The following is a 19257-nucleotide window of genomic DNA, read 5'->3' as shown; positions in this document are numbered from 1 at the left end:
CCGCAACCCTGCGTGACACAGAAAACCGTTTCCGGAGCTATCTTCATCGAAGCCGGAGCTGAGGAAGCGATAGTGCCGGCCTTATGGGGTCAGGACACCTTTATCGAAAAAGCCGGCGGCAGCGAAATCATCGGCCAGATGTGGGCCTTCGAGGACAAGGCCGGACGCCCCTGTTGCCTGATACCCGAAGCCACGGCGCTGTTTCAGGAGCGCAGCGAAGCGCTGCTTGAGGGGCGACGTGAAGCGCTGTTTTTCTACGTGGCACGCTGTTATCGCTACGAGCGCCCGCAAGCCGGGCGCTACCGCGAATTCACCCAACTTGGGCTTGAAATCCTCGGCCCTTCGCCGCAGCAAGCGTTGCTGCGCAGCCAGGCCATCTGCACGGGCTTTCTGGATTCGCTGGGCCTGGACTATGAACTCAATACCGCCGTGAAACGGGGCCTGAGCTACTACTTGGAAGGCAACGGCTTCGAGGTACGTTGTTCGCGCCTGGGTGCGCAGCAACAAGTGGTCGGCGGCGGCGCCTATCGAGAGGGTGCCGGGTTTGGCATCGGACTGGAGCGGCTGGTATTGGCGCTTGGGTCCGGCCAATAACGCCCATCCTGTAACTGGCCGTAGAAGCGCAACGCGTTACACTGCGCTTCTATCCTGCCCCCGACCCGAGGCCCCCGTATGAAAGTTGGTGTGATTTCCGACACCCACGGACTGCTCCGTCCTGAAGCCATCGCTGCGCTACAGGGCTGCGCACAGATCATCCATGCCGGTGACATCGGCAGCCAGGACATCGTCGAGCAACTGACCGCCATCGCCCCGCTGCACATCGTGCGCGGCAACAACGACATGGATGCAGACTGGGCAACACACATTGCCGATCATCTGCGCTTCGACATCGAAGGCTGGCAAGTCCTGCTGGTGCACGACATCGCCGACGTTCCAGCGCTATTGGATGACAGCGTGAAACTGGTCGTTACCGGCCATTCACACAAACCCCTCATCGACTGGCGCGGCGACACGCTGTATCTGAATCCGGGCAGCGCCGGGCGGCGGCGTTTCAAACTGCCGGTGACCCTAGCGCTGCTTGAGGTGAGTCCGGATGCCATTGAGCCGAGTCTGGTGCAGTTGGTCGACTGACAACCGGACTAACGCTGAGTATTTCTTCAGCAAGAAAACAGAGTTTCGAGCAATGATTATCGTCCCCGCGCTCCGCGTGGGAATGCAGTTCGTGACGCTCCGCGTTACCCTGAACGCAAGACTCATCCCTGTACCGGTAAGCGACCCAAGTGCCGATGCAACACAAGACCTCTAAAGATCCTGCACCATCAGATAATGCTCCTTGCCCCACGCCTCAAGACGCTCCAATACCCGCCAACCGCGCTTGGCGTAGAAGCTGTGCTGATCATGGGTATGCAGATACAACGTGGTGATACCGACAGACCTTGCATGACTACAAATGCCGTCGATCAACTGCCCTGCAACGCCCCTGCCTCGCACTTCCGGTTTTACCAGAACACACGCCAGCCAAGGCCCCAGATCCGGACGTTCAGCCAGATCGTCGCTGGCCAGCGCGGCACCGCCCAGCAACTCACCATCCTTCATGGCAATCAGGCACTTCCAATGACCATTTGCCTGTCCTTGAGAAAAGTCCAGTTGCCAGTCAGCGAGTGATTGCGATGCAAACTCGTAATCGAACTGCTGATGAAGCCACAGCGCCATTGTATCGCTGTGGTGCATGTGGTTGCTGAGCCAATCCAGGTTGAGCATGTTCAGTCCTTCAGGATTTCAATCGTTGGTCAGCGCCATCAAACCTTCATATCCATACGCAGCATGCAGAGGTTGAGGGTGCAGAGCCCGAGCATTAATTAATGACCTCACACAACTTGCGGCACAGCAATAGACAAATACCATTCCCAAAAAGTACGACGTAATTTTGGATCACCATCCTCAGATAATCCGCCTGCAAAGGCTGACGCAACAAGGTAGCTAGATTCGAATCCTTCGGGATCCAAGTCGCGATCCGTACGATGGTCGTATGGCTCAAATTGAAAATCATCAACAGCTGTTGCAATTGTATTAGCAGCAGCATGCCCAACAAACATTGCTGGATACTCTTCTGCCGCGTACTCTTGATCTTCAACTATTGAAACATAGAATTCATCCCTAAGACCAAGTGCTTTCGCCTCATCAAATTTTCCCTCAGCAGTTTCAAGAGCGACATTCAGAATGTAATTTACCGGCTCATTATCTCCGAATTTCTTTATCCAAAAATTTACACCCTGTCTAACACACATCACATCTAAAGCAGTCAGAATAATTTTCTTATTTGCCGCTGCCTCATCTTCAGTAATGGTATTCCACAAAAGTTTTCTGAGAGGAAGTATCAATTCACCTTCTGGCGACTTCGCAACCTCAAGAAGAAGCTTTTCAATCAACACTTTACTTTTGTTATTCATTCCGACCTCATAATTATCTCAACAGAACCATCGGTCTTAAAAATACGTATCGCTTTAGGATCTGCTACTGTCTGCTCAACCTTACTATACTTAGCCACTGAGAAAAGTAGCCCTGACAATCAGTACACATAGGCTTCGAAACACCCAAAGGATGATTTGGACTTGCGATTGACATTTGTTTCTCTGCATGAGATGAAAAGTACTGTCCTTTGTAATCTCTGTCGTATGGGTGTGACTTCACCTCATGCCCAATTTCTTCAGACTTAGCCTTGACCTGCTCCGCAGAAATCCTCTCATAACCTTCGGGCTTTTTATTACCCCAACCGCTTAATGTTTTCTTATCATTGGATGAGACAGTTTTTACCTTCAACTCTTTACTTTGCGGAAGATCAGTTCTGGCCTGTGATGCACGACCAAGTGCAGCTTCGGACTCCGCAATATTTGAGACCTTTACAGCCCCTTTCGGAGTGATCTTCAAATTGCCAAAATTCGACCCCACACCTTGTACTTTTATGTCATAGCGAGTGTCAAACCATTTGCCTCCTTTTGCACCCAGACCGCCGCCTAATAAAGCACCGCTGAATGCCATTAATTTTTGTCCGTCGCTCCCCTCACCAAATAACTGCGCACCGCCCAAACTTCCGACAGTGCCTCCAGCAACACCTCCGACTAGACCAGCGATCACAATGACAGGGCTTGCGAGGACAAAAGCACTAGCCAGACCAACGAGCAATATACCTCTCTCTAACAACTCAGGAACTTCGGGATTGATAGGATCAGTAGTCTCAGTTCCTCCCCCAATAAATACGTTACTCGAGCCAACTACAATCTTGGCATCACATGCAGTGCGATCTCCGACTCGGGCAGCAGGATGGCCATTAATGTAGACATTGCTACTACCTTGAGCGATAACTTGCGGCCTGGAACTATGCTCATCGCATTTTGCCTGATCAGCGTGAGCTCTGGCCGCAGGCTCACCATTGATATAAACATTACTCGAGCCACTTACAATTTGGCCAGTTTGGTGATTGCAAAACGATAGGCTTCCGATCAGCTGGCCTACACCAGCCCCGGTCGCAGCAGACGCACCTACTATAGCAACAGCAGCCAAGCCACCTGTCCCCACAACCAGCGCCGCACCAATTGCGCCAATCGCAAGCCCAGCAAGCAGTCCTGTCAGTGAGCCCGTATGCTCAATTGGATCATTAACGCGAGCTGCGCCGCTCATGCCCGATCTACCGCCTGATCCAAACCAGGATAAAGACGCAACTTCAGAGTGTCTACCAACAGATAAAAGGCGGTCTTTTCTTCAATATTCATACCGCCTGGATCGTTACTAGTCCCGGTTACCTGAATAAGAACTGGATGTTGTTGTTCATCGTGATGCAGAAAAATAAATTGAACCTGATGAACAGGAGTTCCTTGCTGCCTCCACCTGAACTCAGCACGCCTTCCCTCTACTCCCGCGATTTCCACGGGAACAAGAGGTTCGATCCACTCCAGATGCGAAAGCGCTTTTTTTAAATCAGCTATTAGCAGCTGAGATAAGTATTCCAATTCTTTATCACCTTCAACAGGCGTGCGCCCTATCACCACAGATAGCGGGCTGGCCCCAATGTCTGTAAGCGTAAACACATGAAATGTCTTGTCTTTAAAACCCTGAGGACGAATAAAACTTAGCTCATTTGTATGAAACCGTTCAGGCACAGGAATAGCATCAATAATCGCTTGCGCCAAACGCTCCTCCTCCAAACGCTGCTGCTCACGAATACGCGCTTCGGAGATACGGTCGTACATACTTTTTCTTTGCATTAGGCCATCCCTTGTCCGGCAGCTAATTTATAAATTCAATTGTCTTTATTGAGATTGATTTTCGTCTTGCCTTCCACGTTCACCGTGATGCCCGAGAGGGTAATCGCCCCATCCTTGTTCATTACCAATTTACTAGTCCCCACTTCAAGAGTAATCGACTCAGCAGACTTTATTTTCACTTCTCCTTTGTCTACAGTAACAAAGTACGATCCTTCCTCAACGGCTATACTTGTCTCTAACTTTATAGTTTCTGAGTGCTTTCCTCTAACCGTGATTACCCGATCACCTCCAACAGTGTGTCTTTCGTCTACTTCAACATCAGTATCCAAATTGCGCTCAGCATGCAGACTAACTTGCTCGGCCCCCGGTTTATCCTCGAAGCGAAAAAAATTAGCGTTAGAGGCCCGGCCTTTGATTGAACGTGTAAGGAATCCGCTTTGCGTCTTGTTTTCCGGCAAAGACCAAGGCGGTATGTTACGGTTGTTATATAGGCTTCCCATGACCAAAGGCCTATCCGGATTTCCATCAAGGAAGACTACAACTACCTCATCGTCAACCCGAGGAATCTGAATGCTGCCGAAACCGCTGCTTGCACCGGACTGAGCCACACGGACCCAGCAAGAGCTCTTATCGTCTTGATTCCCCTCTCGATCCCAGTGGAACTGGACTTTTATTCGGCCGAGACGATCGGTGAATATCTCTTCTCCCGGTGCCCCCACGACTATGGCTGTCTGTGGTCCGGAAATAGTTGGCCTTGGCGTGACGGATTGAGGGCGAAAAACAATTTTTCTTCTTACGCAAGAAAATGTATTGAAATAGCTCGCTGGCTGACCATTTGAGTAATTATTATGACCTTCACTGCGGACGCTCATGAGCAGAAATTGCCTATCTTCTGCTGGACCATAATCGTGATTATAATGTTGCAACAGTTCAAATGTGTAGCCAGGCTGCATAACGCGGCAGTTACTTGAGCCTTGAAAGATTTTACCTCTGAGTTCAAGCGCCTCGACTCTCAAGCGCAATAAAGCCCCACCTTCGTCATAGGTACTATGACTAAATTGACCTGGATAATCGTAAATCTCAAAGTTTTCTACATCGCCCTGCATATTCATACTATTAATTGTCACAGGAAGACGATTGCGCGGCTGAGAATAGTCAAAAGTCTGGACTGATATTCTGGAGGCCTGTAGCTGACGATTACTCTGCCAGTCAGTTATTGAGTCAGCGGTCTCAGTAACTGACGCGGTATGGAAGCGAATCTTTGGTTGCTTGAGCAACGCCTCCAGCCTTGTAGAGTCATCGCAGATGATCATCGTGTGATCTTCTGAGGTATGTTCAAAGTAATAGAACATTCCTTCCTGTTCGAGTAAGCGCTGGACAAAGTTAAAGTCTGACTCTCGATACTGAGTGATGTAGCCATAGCACTTTGCCGGTTTGCTGAGGCGAAACTCATGGCGCGAATAGGCAGAGCACGACGCAAAAACCTGGGCAACGACCTCTTCTACGGTCTTGTCCTGAAATATTCTGCTATCGATACGGTTTTCAAGCATTGAAAACCAAGGGTTCAGCGTTGCGGTGTAGCGAGCGATACCGCCATCGCTGCCAATACTGGCAAAGCGCGTGATGTAGCCGGCGACATGACGTGCAGATCCATCGGCCAGCTCGATCTCAATAACTGAGTGTTGCCCCATCATCGACTTAAGCTTGATCCCAGAATCTTGGCATAGCAGCGCTAGCTCGAAGCTATAGGCGTAGGAGAGCTCTTCCGTCCCGCTGAAAGACTCCAGCAACAGGTCCTGCTTAGGATTGGCAAGATTTCTAAATTTGAACAGACGCCGATTTTGTGGCGAAAACATTGCTGCGAGGTCCATCAACATTTGAATATCCTTGAAAAAGCGAGAGGCGGTGTCGCGATCAACGGATAAAGTCGCAACCCGATGAACAGATCCGGTCTGATGCAACAGTGTCAATCATTCTGAACATTGATAGGAGGCCAGCGGCCGACAACCTTAGCGGGAGAAATCTGAAAAAATCGTAGGATCCGAACTACAGACAGGGTCGACATTGTCAGGACCTCTACACAAAAGCCACAAAGAAACAAACGTGCCATTAGCTATGGCGAACTATAATGGGGGTGGCCCGACATTACGGGCATTCCAAGCCTTTTTGATGTTAACGTGCAAAGGGGTGTTATCGCATACCAACACTGCCCTCCTCATCGATTGGCGCGGCGACACGCTGTATTAGACCGAGCAGTATCGAAAGAGGCGTGTAAAACTGCCGGTGGCGCTGGTTGAGGTGAGCCTATAATCAGTTGACTGAGAACAAGAGGTTAAGTTGGGTATTCTTCACCAAAAAAAACGGGACTCGAGCACGAGAAGCATCTTCTCAATTATTTATGCAAACCTGAAACAAAATAATGGAATTAGAAAATGTTAAAAATTGACAAAACCAAATTAAAAAAAGGCGACATAATTTTATCTACGTCAACCCACCTTCAAAGCAAAGCAATTAAATACTTTACAAGAAGTGATATTTCTCACGCAATGATTTATGTTGCCAACAGCTCAGTTATGGACTCGACATTAGAGGGTGTCCAAGCCAGAAATATTGATAAAATGTTCTATGATGACAGCTGTGCTATTTACGCTTATCGTTTAAAAGAAGAGATACCGCAAGACCGAATGCAAAATATAATTAATTACGTCAGAGGTGAAAATGGCGCGCCTTATACGTTGAGCGGTGCCTTGAACGCTGTAATACTTCCAAACGCAAAAGGAAACGGCAAACAATATTGCTCTAGACTTATTTCTAGAGCATATGCAATGGAAGGGATCATGTTCACTAAAAATGCAGATGCTTGCACACCGGCACAAATTCAAAAATCATCATTAGTTCATTTGATAGAAAACGCGACGCTGCCAGTAACTACCGAGGACATAAAGGCTCTCGAACGTCAAGGGGACACAACTATAGTATTCAGAGCAATCACATCAAAACTTATGGTCGAATTAAGAAAAATTGACCCAACTATCAGGGTCGTGAACGACATAAATAATGCATTAATCAAAAGTCCCGAACTAGATTTAAGATTCTCTAGTGCGCTACACACCTCTGGATATCTTGATTTTTGGAAAACCGATCCTACTAGATTCCCTTGGAGATATAGCCCCGAAAAAATGATAGCGCTTTATAAAAATTCCAATACGGAGACCAAGCCCAGGATATTATCTTACTGCAACGAAACTCTACAACACGATGCAGACGGCGATTTCAAACACTGGAGCACACACATGCACACGTATCAAGAGTTAGAGATCAATACTAACTTAAAAACATTTTCCCTACTTAAGACATTATATATAAATCTCAGCAACGGGCATCAAAATCGAATAAATAGCGCTGTAGCTCTAATTAATCTCTATAGCAACAAAGATTATGAGTAGCTCTTCACGCCATAAGACGCAACGCATCTAAAGTTTATTTCAACAATCCAAAGCTCAACAAAGAGGTATTTCAATAACGTATTTGAGCGCGAGACATCTAAAAGACGCGAAGTAGCAACCTGAAATGATTTTAGGCAAACCCATTAATTCACATTTACTTTTTCCAAAAGGGCTTAAAATGTATATTTATCCCCTACCACCTCATCATAAACTCGAAAATATGATAGGAGATATTAAATACCATTCAAGCCTGACTCTAACATCGCTAACGTAAAACAGAGGCACGTCGACGACGTAATACTTTAACAACCACGCCGGCAATTTCGTCAGCACGATGATGACTCATTTCCGAAAGTGCGCAAACCAGTGTTGAAAGCAAACCTCCTCTCATACTTAAACGCTCGTCAAGAGCTCTCTTTTCAATCGCCGCCAACGCATTTAGCTTAAGACCTGAAATAGTACGAGCCCCCTTGATACTTGAGCCTACAAATATCCATCCTTTGTCGATTGTAATATTTTCTGAATAGAGATCGAAATGGGGGTGTACCCATCGATACTGATCAGCGGTATTTGGAAAAGGATTACCACTGGCAATTTCGCGTGATAAAGTAGGGCAACGAGTAATAGGAGCTTTTTTGTGACGTTCAGCTCTTTTCTTAAGCATGCTATTGAAGGAGCTATGGTAAGCATTTTTTTGAGTATTGCAGGTGCCGCAAGAGAGCGAAATATTTAGAATCTCAAACGTATAGCTAACGTACTGTCTTTTCTCTACAAAATGCTCCATATGAGTTGAAATATCATCATACAGAGTTCTTCGACAATAAGCGCATCTACCTCTCTGCGCCTCTCTCAAACTTTTTTTCAGCTCACTTTTAAAGTCCTTAATAATATTATGCTGATCACCCCACTCAAAGCCTAGATAATCCAACTTCGTAGTCCCTATGGGATAGCTAGGTGAAGGCGCAATTCTATCGTAACCAATATTCATTATTCAGCTTCCTCTAACAGTGCATCTAATATTTGCATAATAGGATCATGAGGCCTCATTTTCTCTCTCAACGAAGCTAATACTGGCTTCATTAAATCAAACTCCTCGCCACCAAAATCCCCCCGTTCAACAAGGGAAACAGCGCGCTGTATGATGTCAACAACGACACGGTTACGACTAGACGCTAAACCAAACTGCGACAATAATATTTCATCTGAAGATCCGCCAAAAGTGGAGGACTCTGAAGGCGCAACTTCATTTTTCAAATCAATTATTGTAGCGCCTTCTGGCGCTGCACCTACTATTAATGGGGAATGTGTACATATTATAATATGCCCCAGCGCCAACCCCTGCGATCCTATATCAAAAACAGCACTCATAAAATCTTGTTGCCATTGCGGATGCAAACTATTTTCGGGCTCATCTATTAATACTATAGAAGAGTCCTCTACGCCAAATCCCACTCCAAGAATACTGGAGTACATATGGTATTCTCCAGAGCTCAATTCATATATAGAGAACTCTGAATTATTTATACTTGATCTAACCAACACATCCTTGAGGCCAACTACATCAGCAAGCAGCCCTAATCGGAGCATTGCAATAGGAATCGACTCACAGATAGCACCATTGTCGCTGAGTAAAACCGTTACTCTTTTTCGCCCATTATCAAGAAACCTTTCAAAATCCTCGAAATCCCTATCCGAAAATTCATTCAACAGCCACTTAGCTGTGCTTGGAGATAAACGACGCATAGGCGCGCCACGCTCACTGCCTCTCCCAATAGTTCTTTCAACTATCGCATCCCTTAAGTGAAAACTATCTTCTGAAAAAGCGCGCTCTATAGCTAGCTCAAACTTTACTGACATCTTTATTCCGGCAAACTGATGAGCCTTCCTGAAAAAGCCCCATTTATATCTATCTCCTTTTCTATTATCAAGTGCAGAAATCAGAAGAGTTTCTAAAGGTCTTTTTTTACTGAGTAGATTTGGACCAACTCGCTGCCCTAAATACACATAATCCGGCACATCAAACTCGGTACTCCCTCCACCAGGCTTTTCCTTGAGTGGAAACCGGTCCGCGACAGAACCCGAGACACAAATCACATGGGGAGAGAAATTAGAGTGCGCACCATATTGAATTTTAGCTTCCCCATCAATTAATACAATCGCTGAAACAAGCTCTTTTAATATAGTACTCTTATGAGATCCATTTTGCCCGGTAATTATAGTTGTGTGAAATCCTTTCTCCTTTAAAGAATCTTGAGGCGACGAAAAAACCACCTCTTTTAATCTGCCACTCCAATCACTAAAGCTCAATTTGTGTACAAAAGGCATTTCTACTTATCCTTGTAGTAATAAATATATATTTATATATTCATAAAATGAAACTAGTTACCCGCCACTCTCACCCACAAAAACTATTCTTAACATACAAGCTCTTTTAATAATTATATTACTTTAGCTTTCGACCAGATACCAAATATGCCAGATTTCCTCTTAGAAGAAAACCACATGGAGCGTACAAATAAAGCATTCAGTCGCATAGACTTTTAGCAGTCCAGGAAAAATAAAAGCTATGGAGCGTTTACCTGAGGGGAGGGAGCGCGTTGGTCATAGCATCATCTTTCAACTCATCGCCGTTCATTGGAGGCTTAACGGCGCTGCATGCCCGACTAAGCGAGCGAGGTGATAGAATCGTCACATTTTATAAATCACCGATAATTTAGTCTCGAACTCACCAAGGCCTCACCATGATCCAGATCCGCCCCATGACACCGGAAGATTTCGAGCGCTTCTGGCCCACCTTTCAGGCTGTCGTCATCGCTCAGGAAACCTATGCCTACGACCCTGCCCTCACTCAAGAGCATGGCCGCGATCTGTGGATGACGGCGCCATTGCACACGTTGATTGCCGAGGAAGATGGCCAGCTGTTGGGCAGTTATTACCTGAAGGCCAATGCGGCAGGCCCGGGTAATCATGTCTGCAACTGTGGCTATATGGTGACGGACGCGGCGCGGGGGCGCGGTGTGGCGCGGTTGATGTGTGAGCACTCGCAGCAACTGGCGCGCGACAGCGGGTTCCTGGCGATGCAGTTCAATTCGGTGGTCGCCAGCAATGAGGTGGCGGTCGGGTTGTGGAGCAAGCTGGGTTTCGAGACGGTCGGGCGGTTGCCCAAGGCTTATCGTCACGCCCGATTGGGCTTGGTGGATTGTCTGGTGATGTTCAAGTGGCTGGCTGATGAGCCGGTGGCCAAAGAGCCTGCGCAGCCCAAACTGATCGGCCGCAAGAATATCGAATCCGTGGTGTCGCGTCCGCGTCGAAAATAAGCATGACGCGCGCATGAAAACGGGGCCTGCTCACCATGAGCAGGCCCCGTGTTGCATTACAGCTCGGTGCTTATTTGCCAGAACCCATGTCGGGCTGTTTCTGCAGCAACACCCGAGTCACGCGGCGCTCTTCCACGCCGACGACGTGCAGGTTCCAGCCCTGCCAGCTGAGGCTGTCGCCGGTAGACGGCAGGCGATCCAGCAGGCTCATGACCAGTCCGGCCAGGGTCTGATAATCCTCGGTCGCCTTGGCCTGGAAGCCGGTGCGCTCGCGAATCAGGCTCAGGTTCAAGGCACCCGATACCACGAAGTCCTCACCCTGCTCGACGATGTCCGGGCCTTCCACTTCGCTGGCGTCAGGCAGTTGGCCGGCGATGGACTCGAGAATGTCGGTCATGCTCAACACGCCGATGAAGTCACCAAACTCGTTGACCACAAAGGCGATGTGCGTCGATTCCTTGCGCATCTGTTCCAGGGCATTGAGGATGGTGAAGCTTTCCAGCAGGTTGATTGCCTTGCGCGACATCAGCTTCAAGTCGGGCTCGTTGCCGGATAACAACTCCTTGAACAACTCTTTCTTGTGCACGAAGCCCAGCGGCTCATCGATACCGCGCTCGCCAATCAGCGGCAGACGCGAGTAGGACGAGTGCATCAGTTTCAGACGGATCTTCTCGGCGCTGTCGTTCAGGTCGATACAGTCGACTTCCGCCCTCGGCGTCATCACCGTGCGAATCGGCCGCTCTGCCAGCTGCAGTACGCCGCTGATCATCACGCGCTCACGACGGTCGAACACCGGTTCGCTGCTTTCACCATCCAGCATGTCGGTGATTTCCTCATCGACGTCACCAGACTCCAGCTTGCGACCGCCCAACAGGCGCATCACCGCGTGTGCTGCTCGCTCGCGGCGCGGCAGGTGACCATGGGCCGACTTCTTGCTGCGCTTGCGGGCGATCTGGTTGAACACTTCAATGAGGATCGAGAAGCCGATGGCCGCATACAGATAGCCCTTGGGAATATGGAACCCCAGGCCTTCGGCAGTCAGGCTGAAACCGATCATCATCAGGAAGCCCAGACACAGCATGATCACCGTCGGGCGGCTGTTGACGAATTTGGTCAGCGGCTTGCTGGCAATCATCATCAGGCCGATGGAGAAGATCACCGCGATCATCATCACCGACAGGTGCTCGACCATACCGACGGCGGTAATCACCGCATCCAGCGAGAACACCGCGTCCAGTACGACAATCTGCGCAACGATAGGCCAGAACAGCGCGTAGCCCGCATTACCGGCGCGCTGGGCGACATGGCCTTCCAGCCGCTCGTGCAGTTCCATGGTGGCCTTGAACAGCAGGAACACACCACCAAACAGCATGATCAGGTCGCGACCGGAGAACGTCTTGCCGAACACCTCGAACAACGGCTCGGTCAGGGTCACCATCCACGAGATGCTCGCCAGCAGGCCAAGGCGCATGATCAACGCCAGCGACAGGCCGATGACGCGCGCCTTGTCACGTTGTTCAGGAGGCAGTTTGTCCGCCAGGATGGCGATGAACACCAGGTTGTCGATGCCCAGCACCAGTTCCAGCACGATAAGGGTCAGCAGGCCAAGCCATGCCGTGGGATCAGCGATCCATTCCATGGTTTATGCAGCCTCACGATAAAAATGGCAGGGGTTGGTATTGGTCACTGTAGACCAGACGCCATGGCTGAACGTCAGGCATGGCGTTGCAGCGTCAGGACGCGAGGGTCTGCCGGAATCCATGCAGTGCAAGAGGTCAAGTAGAGATACGTGCGAATGAAGCGGTCTGCTAGGCAACGGTGAAATCGCCGGCCAGCCATCAGCGATGGGAGGACAACTCGGAGGCTCCTGAAGGGTATTCATACAGTCCTGAAAATTAATACGGGCGTTGATCCTACAATACCCATAGATGTTTCGTACGATGGCAAAGTATTACAAGACTTGACCAATGATCAGACTCCTTACTGCTCGGCAAATAAACGCAGAGCGACGTTTTGTCACACCTCCAGGCACTACCAGTTGTCTGACAACAGAATGGCGCGGGTAGATGCGCCCATTCATTTGTTTTAAAATGTTTCCATAACGTCATGCATGCGCAGTGCCTCTCGCGATCCGTTTCACGTCGCCCTTCACTGCTCGCCTGAACAGAATCATAAAAAGAAAGCCCGTCATAGACGGGCTTTTTTCGTTTTCAGCTTTTGCATCCGATGCCCCTGAGGGCATCCCGGCAACCCGTTTTCTTAACCTTTGAGGTGATTTACCCATGTTGCGCATCGTTGTTGTTCATTTGTTCCAGTGGCTCAAGCGTCTGTCGTCCGCGCTGTTCTTCCGTAGCGCAGAGGACAACTATTCGCGCAGCTTCACCCGTGAAAACGATGACGAAGGCCGCTGGACCTTTGTTTCGATCGTCATCGTTCTGACCCTCAGCCTTTATTGTCTGGCGGGCCTGGGCTACTACGCCAAGACCAATATCTGGGACGGCTTCACTCAGGAGCAGAAAGAGAATATCGCGCAGGCCATGGTGGTCAGCTCGCAGAATCTCTGACAGGCACCGGGTTCGACTGAACGGGGGAAGCGAAAGCTTCCTCCGTTTTCGTTTCCACCGGTTTGCCATGAGGCGGCTTGTCATGAAGCGGCTTTTCTGCGAGAAAGCCCGCTCGCGCCAATGACAGAGCGCTCAGCAACCGGAAGCATCGCAATGAGCAAAGAATTACAGATTACCGACCTGCACCCCGGCGAGGGCAAGGCAGTGGTAAAGGGTGCGCTGATCACCACGCAGTACACCGGGACCCTGGAAGACGGCACCGTGTTCGATTCCTCTCACCAGCGCGGCAAGCCGTTTCAGTGCGTGATCGGCACAGGACGTGTCATCAAGGGCTGGGATCAGGGCCTGATGGGCATGAAAGTCGGCGGCAAGCGTCAATTGTTCGTCCCCGCCCATCTGGCGTACGGCGACAGAAGCATGGGCGCACACATCAAGCCCGGTGCCGACCTGACATTCGAAATAGAACTGCTGGAAGTGCTGACCCGCGACGATTGAGCACCTTGCCTTGCAGATCAGCCTGAATCGGCCGATACCCTGACGCACAGGTATAAGCCTGATTGCTTGTTATCGCAGAAAAAGCCATGCTCCGGGTATGGAATTCAAGGTCTTGGCACAGGAACACGTATGGCGCTCAATAAGTCGACTCAGGAGCTGAAGCGACACCTGAAAGGGACAGCAACCAACCTGGAAAACACGGCGGAAGAAATTCTCAAACTCGCCTCACAAATGAACGATGTGGATGTCACCGCAGTGCTGCAGATGGTCAACCGTCTTTATAGCGATGCCGACCAGCTCAAAGCCTATGCTGATGAGGTCAAGGCCAAGCGGATCGTGCGCGCCAAGCCGCTGTAAATCGCTGCACCCGAGTAGAGTTCAGTCGCGCGTTCTTCGCGCCAGAGGCGCCTTCGATGCTGCCACAGCCCGCCACTTCCAGCGTCAGCCCCAGGCACCTGCACATGCAGAAATGGCGTGGCCGGGTCGGCATGGGCCTGGTTGCAAGCCTGTCTGTTCTGGCCGGCATGACCGACGCCATCGGCTTCATGGCAACCGGCGATTTCGTTTCGTTCATGAGTGGCAACACCACCCGGCTCGCAGTCGCCATCAGTGATGGCGACCTGAGCGTGACGGTGCGTCTGACCCTCGCAATCCTGGCTTTCATTGCCGGCAACGCGCTGGGCGTAGTGGTTGCGCGCCTTGGCGGGCGGCGCGCCCTACCCTTGCTGCTGGGCATCGCCACGCTGCTCTGTGCGGCTGCCGCATGGCCACTGGAAAGCAACATGCTCGCGCTGATCTGGGCCATTCTGGCAATGGGCATGCTCAACGCCGCCGTTGAGCAGGTCAACGGGCTGCCGGTCGGCCTGACTTACGTGACCGGCGCGCTGTCGCGTTTCGGTCGTGGCCTGGGTCGCTGGATGCTGGGGGAACGACGAGACGGCTGGCGCGTGCAGCTGGTCCCTTGGGTCGGTATGTTCATCGGGGCCGTGATAGGCGCGGTACTCGAGCACCGCCTGGGTCTCAACGCCCTGCTGATCAGCGGCAGCCTATCAGCATTGCTGGGGCTGGTTTCGCTGAAAATCCCGCACCGCTGGCAACGTCAATACATGCCACGCTGAACCCTGCGATGCCCATCTGCTGAAATACGTTTACCATACGCCGCTTTTCCTGACCGACCTGCGCCATGACCCCTGAAGCACTCGCGATTCTGCAACAGCACCTGATCGACGCGTTGAACAACGTCCCGAATGAAACCCGCCGCCTGTTTCACGGCCGTGGTCGTGTATGGCCGGGGCTGGAGCACATCACCGTCGACTGGATGCAGGGCGTGGTGCTGGTCTCGGTGTTCAAGGAGCCTCTCGAGTCCGAGCTGGCAGCATTGACTCAGCTGTTGCACGCGTTGACCGACACGCCCCAGTGGCAGCAGAGCCAGGCTCACACGCTGCTGCTGCAACACCGCTATCTGCCACAGAGCACCACGCAATGGCTGACCGGCGAGGTCGTGGATGAATGGGTGATCACCGAAAACGGCCTGCGCTACAAAGTCGATTTCGGCAAAAAGCAGAACAGCGGGCTGTTTCTGGACATGCGCTACGGCCGTGAATGGGTGCAGGCTCAGGCCAAGGGCAAGCGCATCCTCAATCTCTTCGCCTACACCTGCGGCTTCTCGGTCGCCGCCCTTGCCGGTGGAGCCGACCACGTCGTGAATCTGGACATGGCCCGTGCTGCGTTGAATCGCGGCCGCGAGAATCATCGCCTCAATGATCAGGACCTCAGCCGCGTGACCTTTCTGGGCCATGACCTGTTCAAATCCTGGGCCAAGGTCACCCGTTGCGGCCCTTATGACCTGATCATCATTGACCCGCCATCCTTCCAGAAAGGCAGTTTCATGCTCGACAAGGACTACCAGCGCGTCCTGCGTCGCCTGCCGGAGTTGCTGGATGAGGACGGTTCGGTGCTGGCGTGCATGAACGACCCCGCGCTGGGACCGGACTTTCTGATTCAGCACACCGCAATCGAAGCACCTTGCCTGCGCTTCGAACAACGTCTGGAAAACCCGCCGGAGTTCCCCGACGCTCGCGCTGAGGGTGGCTTGAAGGCGCTGGTGTTCAAGGCAGAAGGCTTGAGCAGCAGCGGCTGGGCGTAACGAGCCAGGACTGACAGCCGCCTCGAAGCTGAAGAAGCATGCTGCTTAATCAACCTGCCCGAACACCTGACTGGGCCGTCGCAGCGACGGGTCGAACGGGTTGATTCGGGCACTGATGGCCGTGGCTTCGCGCTTGAGCAGTTCGACCACGGTCGTCAGGCGATCCGGTCCCAGCCGGTCGGATATGGTCGCCACGCTGAGCGCAGCCACTGCACGACCGCTGCGGTCCAGTATCGGCACTGCCAGCCCGGCCATGCCCGGTAACGCGCCGGTGTTGCGCCCGGCGTAACCCTGGCGACGCACGTTTTCCACCTCCGAACGCAGAAACACCTCGTCGTACAGGTGAAAGTCCTTGAGCCGTGGCAGGTTGTAGGCAATGACCGTTTCCCGCTCGTCCTCGGGCAGAAACGCAAGAATCGCCAGGCTGCCCTGCCCCACGCCCAGGGCAACACGCCCGCCGATGTCGCCGGTGAACGTGCGGATCGGGTACGGACCTTCGCTGCGGTCCAGGCAGATCGCATCGAAACCGCTGCGTGCCAGCAGAAACAGCGAATCACCCAGCGAGGCGGACAGGCGCAACAGACTGGGGCGCACCACGTCACGCAGGTTGCCGGTATTGCCCGCCTTGGCGGCCAGGGCAAAGAACTCGATGCTCAACCGATAACGCTTGCTGAGCAGATCCTGCTCGACCATGCCCTCATCCATCAGGCTGCGCAGCAAGCGATGCGTGGTGGGTTGCGACAGCCCGACACGCTGGGCGAGTTGCGTGACCCGCTCGCCGCCTTCATCACAATCGCCCAGGCAGCGCAGCACCGCGAACAGCCGGGAAACGGCTCCCACACCGACCTCAGCTTTCGCGTTATTCCGATCAGTGGAATTATCCATGACGATATCTCTTTATATTTCCACTAAAAGAATTAATTCAAAGAAAGATGTTATTCAGTGAAATTCCTTGTTGAGCCCATCCTAGCCTTCGCCCTACTCTCAGTCCACAGGGGCGATTTGAACAATCATCGGTAGCCGACTCAGAGCGAGCGCCAACGTCCACAGAACTGCATGACTTCATTTCGCATCTGCCCATGACAAACGCGTGCTTCGGCGCGCATGCACAAAGGTGGAAGCAGGCATGGCATTTCTGCAGCTCGAAGGTCTCTCCAAACGCTACGGCTCCATTGACGCGGTCGTTGCCACCAACCTGGCCGTCGACAAGGGCGAATTCGTTTCACTGCTCGGCCCTTCCGGCTGCGGCAAAACCACCACCCTGCAAATGATCGCCGGTTTCGTTGAAGTCAGTGACGGACGCATTGTGCTCGACGGGCGCGACATCACCCACGCCAAACCCAGCAGCCGAGGCCTCGGCGTAGTGTTTCAAAGCTATGCGCTGTTTCCGCACATGACCGTGGCCGACAACGTTGCGTTTGGCCTGCGTATGCGCAAGGTGCCTGCCGCCGAGTTGCACCCGCGTGTCAGCCGGGTGCTGGAGCTGGTGCGTCTCGGTCAGCATGCCGAGCGCTACCCGCGCGAGCTGTCCGGGGGTCAGCGCCAGCGGGTCGCACTGGCCCGCGCGTTGGTAATCGAGCCGCCAGTGCTGCTGCTCGACGAGCCGCTGTCCAACCTGGACGCCAACCTGCGCGAAGAGATGCAGTTCGAGATCCGCCGCATTCAGAACGAAGTCGGCATTACCACGCTGATGGTCACCCATGATCAGGCCGAAGCCCTGTCGATCAGCGATCGGGTGGTGGTGATGCAGGCCGGTCGTATCACCCAGATCGACGAGCCTTACAAGCTTTACGAACACCCGCGCACACGCTTCATCTCGGGCTTCGTCGGTAAGGCCAACATGTTGCAGGGTGATCTGGACAGCAGCGGCATCCCGCAAATTCGTCAGGAGTCGGGCGATGGCAGCCTGACCCTCAGCCTGCGTCCCGAAAAGATCGATCTGGTGGCGCCTGGCTGCGGGCGACTGTCCGGGCGCATCGTCACGCGCTATTTCCTCGGCAGCCAGTGGCTGTATCGCATCCAGACCGGCATTGGCGAAGTGACGGTAGTACGCCGTAACGACGGCCAGGCGCCGCTGGAACAAGGCGCGGCGGTCGACATGGACTGGCCCACCGAATTGCTGCGCGTGCTGGATGCCGACGAGGTGCGCGCATGAGCCTGCTGAGCGAAATGCGTCAGGGCGGCCGCGGCTATTGGCTGTCAGCGCCGGCGCTGGCGTTATATATCGGCTTGCTGGTGTTGCCGCTGGGTCTGACCCTGGTGCTGTCGTTCAACGTGTTCGACTATCAGGTCGGGGTGAAAAGCGACAGCTACACGCTGGCCAACTACATGGCCGTGGTCACCGACTCGTATTTCTATGAAATCTTCCTGCGCACCTTCTGGATCAGTGCGCTGGTCACCCTGCTGTGCGTGCTGATCGGCGTGCCGGAAGCCTACATTCTCAGCCGCATGGGCACACCGTGGCGCTCGATCTTCCTGATCCTGATTCTCACGCCGCTGCTGATCTCGGTGGTGGTCCGGGCATTCGGCTGGAGCCTGCTGCTGGGCGCGGACGGCCTGATCAATCAGGTCATCCAGTTCATGGGCGGTCGCCCGGTGAAACTGCTGTACACCCCGTTTGCCGTAGTCATCGCGCTGGTCCACGTCATGTTGCCGTTCATGATTATTCCGGTCTGGACCTCGCTGCAGAAGCTTGACCCCACCGCCGAACAGGCCGCGCTGTCGCTGGGCGCCAGCCAGGCGAAAGTCATGCGCCTGATCGTGCTGCCGCAAGTCATGCCGGGCGTGCTGTCCGGGTCGCTGATCGTGTTCGGTCTGGCCGCCAGTTCGTTCGCCATTCCAGGCCTGCTCGGCGGGCGCCGCCTGAAGATGGTCGCCACGGTGATCTACGACCAGTACCTCTCGGAGCTGAACTGGCCGATGGGCGCGACCCTTGCCGTGGCGCTGCTGCTGGTCAACCTGCTGGTCATGCTGTCCTGGAACCGCATGATCGAAGGCCGCTACAAAAAAACTCTGGGGGAATGATCC

The 19257-nt window shown here is 52.6% G+C and carries 20 protein-coding genes; 11 read left to right on the top strand and 9 right to left on the bottom strand.

Annotated elements, in window-relative coordinates; genetic code table 11:
• Positions 1 to 12: 12 nt before the first annotated feature.
• Both BLR20_RS02760 and BLR20_RS02755 read left to right on the top strand, forming a co-directional pair.
• Complete coding sequence (locus tag BLR20_RS02760) at positions 13 to 594, top strand: ATP phosphoribosyltransferase regulatory subunit (RefSeq protein ID WP_054992887.1); 582 nt, start codon at positions 13 to 15, stop codon at positions 592 to 594.
• Positions 595 to 672: 78 nt separating this feature from the next.
• On the top strand, positions 673 to 1131 hold the full coding sequence (locus BLR20_RS02755; protein WP_010429846.1) for a metallophosphoesterase family protein: 459 nt from the start codon (positions 673 to 675) through the stop codon (positions 1129 to 1131).
• A 171-nt stretch (positions 1132 to 1302) separates the two neighbouring features.
• Here BLR20_RS02755 and BLR20_RS02750 read toward each other — a convergent pair whose 3' ends face one another.
• The 5 genes from BLR20_RS02750 to BLR20_RS02730 form a co-directional block, all read right to left on the bottom strand.
• Positions 1303 to 1761, bottom strand: coding sequence for a GNAT family N-acetyltransferase (locus BLR20_RS02750; RefSeq protein ID WP_054992888.1), 459 nt, complete (start codon positions 1759 to 1761; stop codon positions 1303 to 1305).
• 107 nt (positions 1762 to 1868) lie between these two features.
• Entirely contained in the window at positions 1869 to 2450 is a 582-nt protein-coding gene (locus BLR20_RS02745; protein WP_054992889.1) for an Imm5 family immunity protein, read from the bottom strand.
• A gap of 64 nt (positions 2451 to 2514) precedes the next feature.
• The gene (locus tag BLR20_RS02740; protein WP_235809992.1) at positions 2515 to 3678 is read right to left on the bottom strand and encodes a PAAR domain-containing protein; all 1164 of its coding nucleotides are present in this window, start codon (positions 3676 to 3678) and stop codon (positions 2515 to 2517) included.
• Complete coding sequence (locus BLR20_RS02735) at positions 3675 to 4262, bottom strand: DcrB-related protein (protein ID WP_054992890.1); 588 nt, start codon at positions 4260 to 4262, stop codon at positions 3675 to 3677. The genes BLR20_RS02740 and BLR20_RS02735 overlap by 4 nt, the downstream gene beginning before the upstream one ends.
• 35 nt (positions 4263 to 4297) lie before the next feature.
• A complete protein-coding gene (locus tag BLR20_RS02730) occupies positions 4298 to 6139 on the bottom strand; it encodes a type VI secretion system Vgr family protein (protein WP_054992891.1) in 1842 nt (613 codons plus the stop codon).
• Between the two features lie 555 nt (positions 6140 to 6694).
• On the opposite strand from BLR20_RS02730, the gene BLR20_RS02725 reads away from it, so the two are divergent.
• Positions 6695 to 7708 (top strand): YiiX/YebB-like N1pC/P60 family cysteine hydrolase, encoded by a 1014-nt coding sequence (locus BLR20_RS02725; RefSeq protein ID WP_054992892.1) that lies wholly within the window; start codon positions 6695 to 6697, stop codon positions 7706 to 7708.
• A gap of 265 nt (positions 7709 to 7973) precedes the next feature.
• Here BLR20_RS02725 and BLR20_RS26785 read toward each other — a convergent pair whose 3' ends face one another.
• Both BLR20_RS26785 and BLR20_RS27950 read right to left on the bottom strand, forming a co-directional pair.
• The gene (locus tag BLR20_RS26785; protein WP_143009968.1) at positions 7974 to 8696 is read right to left on the bottom strand and encodes an HNH endonuclease; all 723 of its coding nucleotides are present in this window, start codon (positions 8694 to 8696) and stop codon (positions 7974 to 7976) included.
• On the bottom strand, positions 8696 to 10033 hold the full coding sequence (locus BLR20_RS27950; RefSeq protein WP_192871900.1) for an ATP-binding protein: 1338 nt from the start codon (positions 10031 to 10033) through the stop codon (positions 8696 to 8698). The genes BLR20_RS26785 and BLR20_RS27950 overlap by 1 nt, the downstream gene beginning before the upstream one ends.
• 416 nt (positions 10034 to 10449) lie before the next feature.
• On the opposite strand from BLR20_RS27950, the gene BLR20_RS02715 reads away from it, so the two are divergent.
• Entirely contained in the window at positions 10450 to 11025 is a 576-nt protein-coding gene (locus BLR20_RS02715) for a GNAT family N-acetyltransferase (protein WP_054992893.1), read from the top strand.
• A 70-nt stretch (positions 11026 to 11095) separates the two neighbouring features.
• On the opposite strand, the gene BLR20_RS02710 is transcribed toward BLR20_RS02715, so the two are convergent.
• Positions 11096 to 12664 carry a TerC family protein gene (locus tag BLR20_RS02710; RefSeq protein WP_003367323.1) on the bottom strand — a complete coding sequence of 523 codons (1569 nt, stop codon included), beginning with the start codon at positions 12662 to 12664 and terminating at the stop codon, positions 11096 to 11098.
• 643 nt (positions 12665 to 13307) lie between these two features.
• On the opposite strand from BLR20_RS02710, the gene BLR20_RS02705 reads away from it, so the two are divergent.
• The 5 genes from BLR20_RS02705 (at position 13308) to BLR20_RS02685 (ending at position 16230) form a co-directional block, all read left to right on the top strand.
• Entirely contained in the window at positions 13308 to 13589 is a 282-nt protein-coding gene (locus BLR20_RS02705; RefSeq protein WP_002553776.1) for a hypothetical protein, read from the top strand.
• A 153-nt stretch (positions 13590 to 13742) separates the two neighbouring features.
• A complete protein-coding gene (locus tag BLR20_RS02700; protein WP_010432624.1) occupies positions 13743 to 14084 on the top strand; it encodes an FKBP-type peptidyl-prolyl cis-trans isomerase in 342 nt (113 codons plus the stop codon).
• Positions 14085 to 14213: 129 nt separating this feature from the next.
• Positions 14214 to 14441 (top strand): hypothetical protein, encoded by a 228-nt coding sequence (locus BLR20_RS02695; protein ID WP_003317903.1) that lies wholly within the window; start codon positions 14214 to 14216, stop codon positions 14439 to 14441.
• A 56-nt stretch (positions 14442 to 14497) separates the two neighbouring features.
• Positions 14498 to 15202: a YoaK family protein gene (locus BLR20_RS02690; RefSeq protein WP_010432628.1), complete on the top strand. Its 705-nt coding sequence runs from the start codon at positions 14498 to 14500 to the stop codon at positions 15200 to 15202.
• A 65-nt stretch (positions 15203 to 15267) separates the two neighbouring features.
• A complete protein-coding gene (locus tag BLR20_RS02685; RefSeq protein ID WP_054992894.1) occupies positions 15268 to 16230 on the top strand; it encodes a class I SAM-dependent methyltransferase in 963 nt (320 codons plus the stop codon).
• Positions 16231 to 16275: 45 nt separating this feature from the next.
• Here the strand turns inward: BLR20_RS02685 and BLR20_RS02680 are convergent, their stop codons facing one another.
• Positions 16276 to 17115 carry an IclR family transcriptional regulator gene (locus tag BLR20_RS02680; RefSeq protein WP_010432634.1) on the bottom strand — a complete coding sequence of 280 codons (840 nt, stop codon included), beginning with the start codon at positions 17113 to 17115 and terminating at the stop codon, positions 16276 to 16278.
• A gap of 241 nt (positions 17116 to 17356) precedes the next feature.
• On the opposite strand from BLR20_RS02680, the gene BLR20_RS02675 reads away from it, so the two are divergent.
• Entirely contained in the window at positions 17357 to 18385 is a 1029-nt protein-coding gene (locus BLR20_RS02675) for an ABC transporter ATP-binding protein (RefSeq protein ID WP_054992895.1), read from the top strand.
• Positions 18382 to 19254 (top strand): ABC transporter permease, encoded by an 873-nt coding sequence (locus tag BLR20_RS02670; RefSeq protein WP_003317898.1) that lies wholly within the window; start codon positions 18382 to 18384, stop codon positions 19252 to 19254. Before BLR20_RS02675 ends, BLR20_RS02670 begins: the two co-directional genes overlap by 4 nt.
• Positions 19255 to 19257 lie beyond the last annotated feature (3 nt).

Origin of the sequence: Pseudomonas congelans, from assembly GCF_900103225.1 — a bacterium.
In the GTDB taxonomy this organism is placed as follows: Bacteria; Pseudomonadota; Gammaproteobacteria; order Pseudomonadales; family Pseudomonadaceae; genus Aquipseudomonas; species Aquipseudomonas congelans.
Note: the sequence above shows the minus strand (reverse complement) of the source record. Positions and strands in the feature narration are given on the sequence as shown.

Excerpts from the sequence above, each read along its gene's own strand:
- BLR20_RS02755 (WP_010429846.1), top strand. The coding sequence starts at position 673 with ATGAAAGTTGGTGTGATTTCCGACACCCACGGACTGCTCCGTCCTGAA.
- BLR20_RS02750 (WP_054992888.1), bottom strand. The coding sequence starts at position 1,761 with ATGCTCAACCTGGATTGGCTCAGCAACCACATGCACCACAGCGATACA.
- BLR20_RS02745 (WP_054992889.1), bottom strand. The coding sequence starts at position 2,450 with ATGAATAACAAAAGTAAAGTGTTGATTGAAAAGCTTCTTCTTGAGGTT.
- BLR20_RS02740 (WP_235809992.1), bottom strand. The coding sequence starts at position 3,678 with ATGAGCGGCGCAGCTCGCGTTAATGATCCAATTGAGCATACGGGCTCA.
- BLR20_RS02735 (WP_054992890.1), bottom strand. The coding sequence starts at position 4,262 with ATGCAAAGAAAAAGTATGTACGACCGTATCTCCGAAGCGCGTATTCGT.
- BLR20_RS02730 (WP_054992891.1), bottom strand. The coding sequence starts at position 6,139 with ATGTTGATGGACCTCGCAGCAATGTTTTCGCCACAAAATCGGCGTCTG.
- BLR20_RS02725 (WP_054992892.1), top strand. The coding sequence starts at position 6,695 with ATGTTAAAAATTGACAAAACCAAATTAAAAAAAGGCGACATAATTTTA.
- BLR20_RS26785 (WP_143009968.1), bottom strand. The coding sequence starts at position 8,696 with ATGAATATTGGTTACGATAGAATTGCGCCTTCACCTAGCTATCCCATA.
- BLR20_RS27950 (WP_192871900.1), bottom strand. The coding sequence starts at position 10,033 with ATGCCTTTTGTACACAAATTGAGCTTTAGTGATTGGAGTGGCAGATTA.
- BLR20_RS02715 (WP_054992893.1), top strand. The coding sequence starts at position 10,450 with ATGATCCAGATCCGCCCCATGACACCGGAAGATTTCGAGCGCTTCTGG.
- BLR20_RS02710 (WP_003367323.1), bottom strand. The coding sequence starts at position 12,664 with ATGGAATGGATCGCTGATCCCACGGCATGGCTTGGCCTGCTGACCCTT.
- BLR20_RS02705 (WP_002553776.1), top strand. The coding sequence starts at position 13,308 with ATGTTGCGCATCGTTGTTGTTCATTTGTTCCAGTGGCTCAAGCGTCTG.
- BLR20_RS02700 (WP_010432624.1), top strand. The coding sequence starts at position 13,743 with ATGAGCAAAGAATTACAGATTACCGACCTGCACCCCGGCGAGGGCAAG.
- BLR20_RS02695 (WP_003317903.1), top strand. The coding sequence starts at position 14,214 with ATGGCGCTCAATAAGTCGACTCAGGAGCTGAAGCGACACCTGAAAGGG.
- BLR20_RS02690 (WP_010432628.1), top strand. The coding sequence starts at position 14,498 with ATGCTGCCACAGCCCGCCACTTCCAGCGTCAGCCCCAGGCACCTGCAC.
- BLR20_RS02685 (WP_054992894.1), top strand. The coding sequence starts at position 15,268 with ATGACCCCTGAAGCACTCGCGATTCTGCAACAGCACCTGATCGACGCG.
- BLR20_RS02680 (WP_010432634.1), bottom strand. The coding sequence starts at position 17,115 with ATGGATAATTCCACTGATCGGAATAACGCGAAAGCTGAGGTCGGTGTG.
- BLR20_RS02675 (WP_054992895.1), top strand. The coding sequence starts at position 17,357 with ATGGCATTTCTGCAGCTCGAAGGTCTCTCCAAACGCTACGGCTCCATT.
- BLR20_RS02670 (WP_003317898.1), top strand. The coding sequence starts at position 18,382 with ATGAGCCTGCTGAGCGAAATGCGTCAGGGCGGCCGCGGCTATTGGCTG.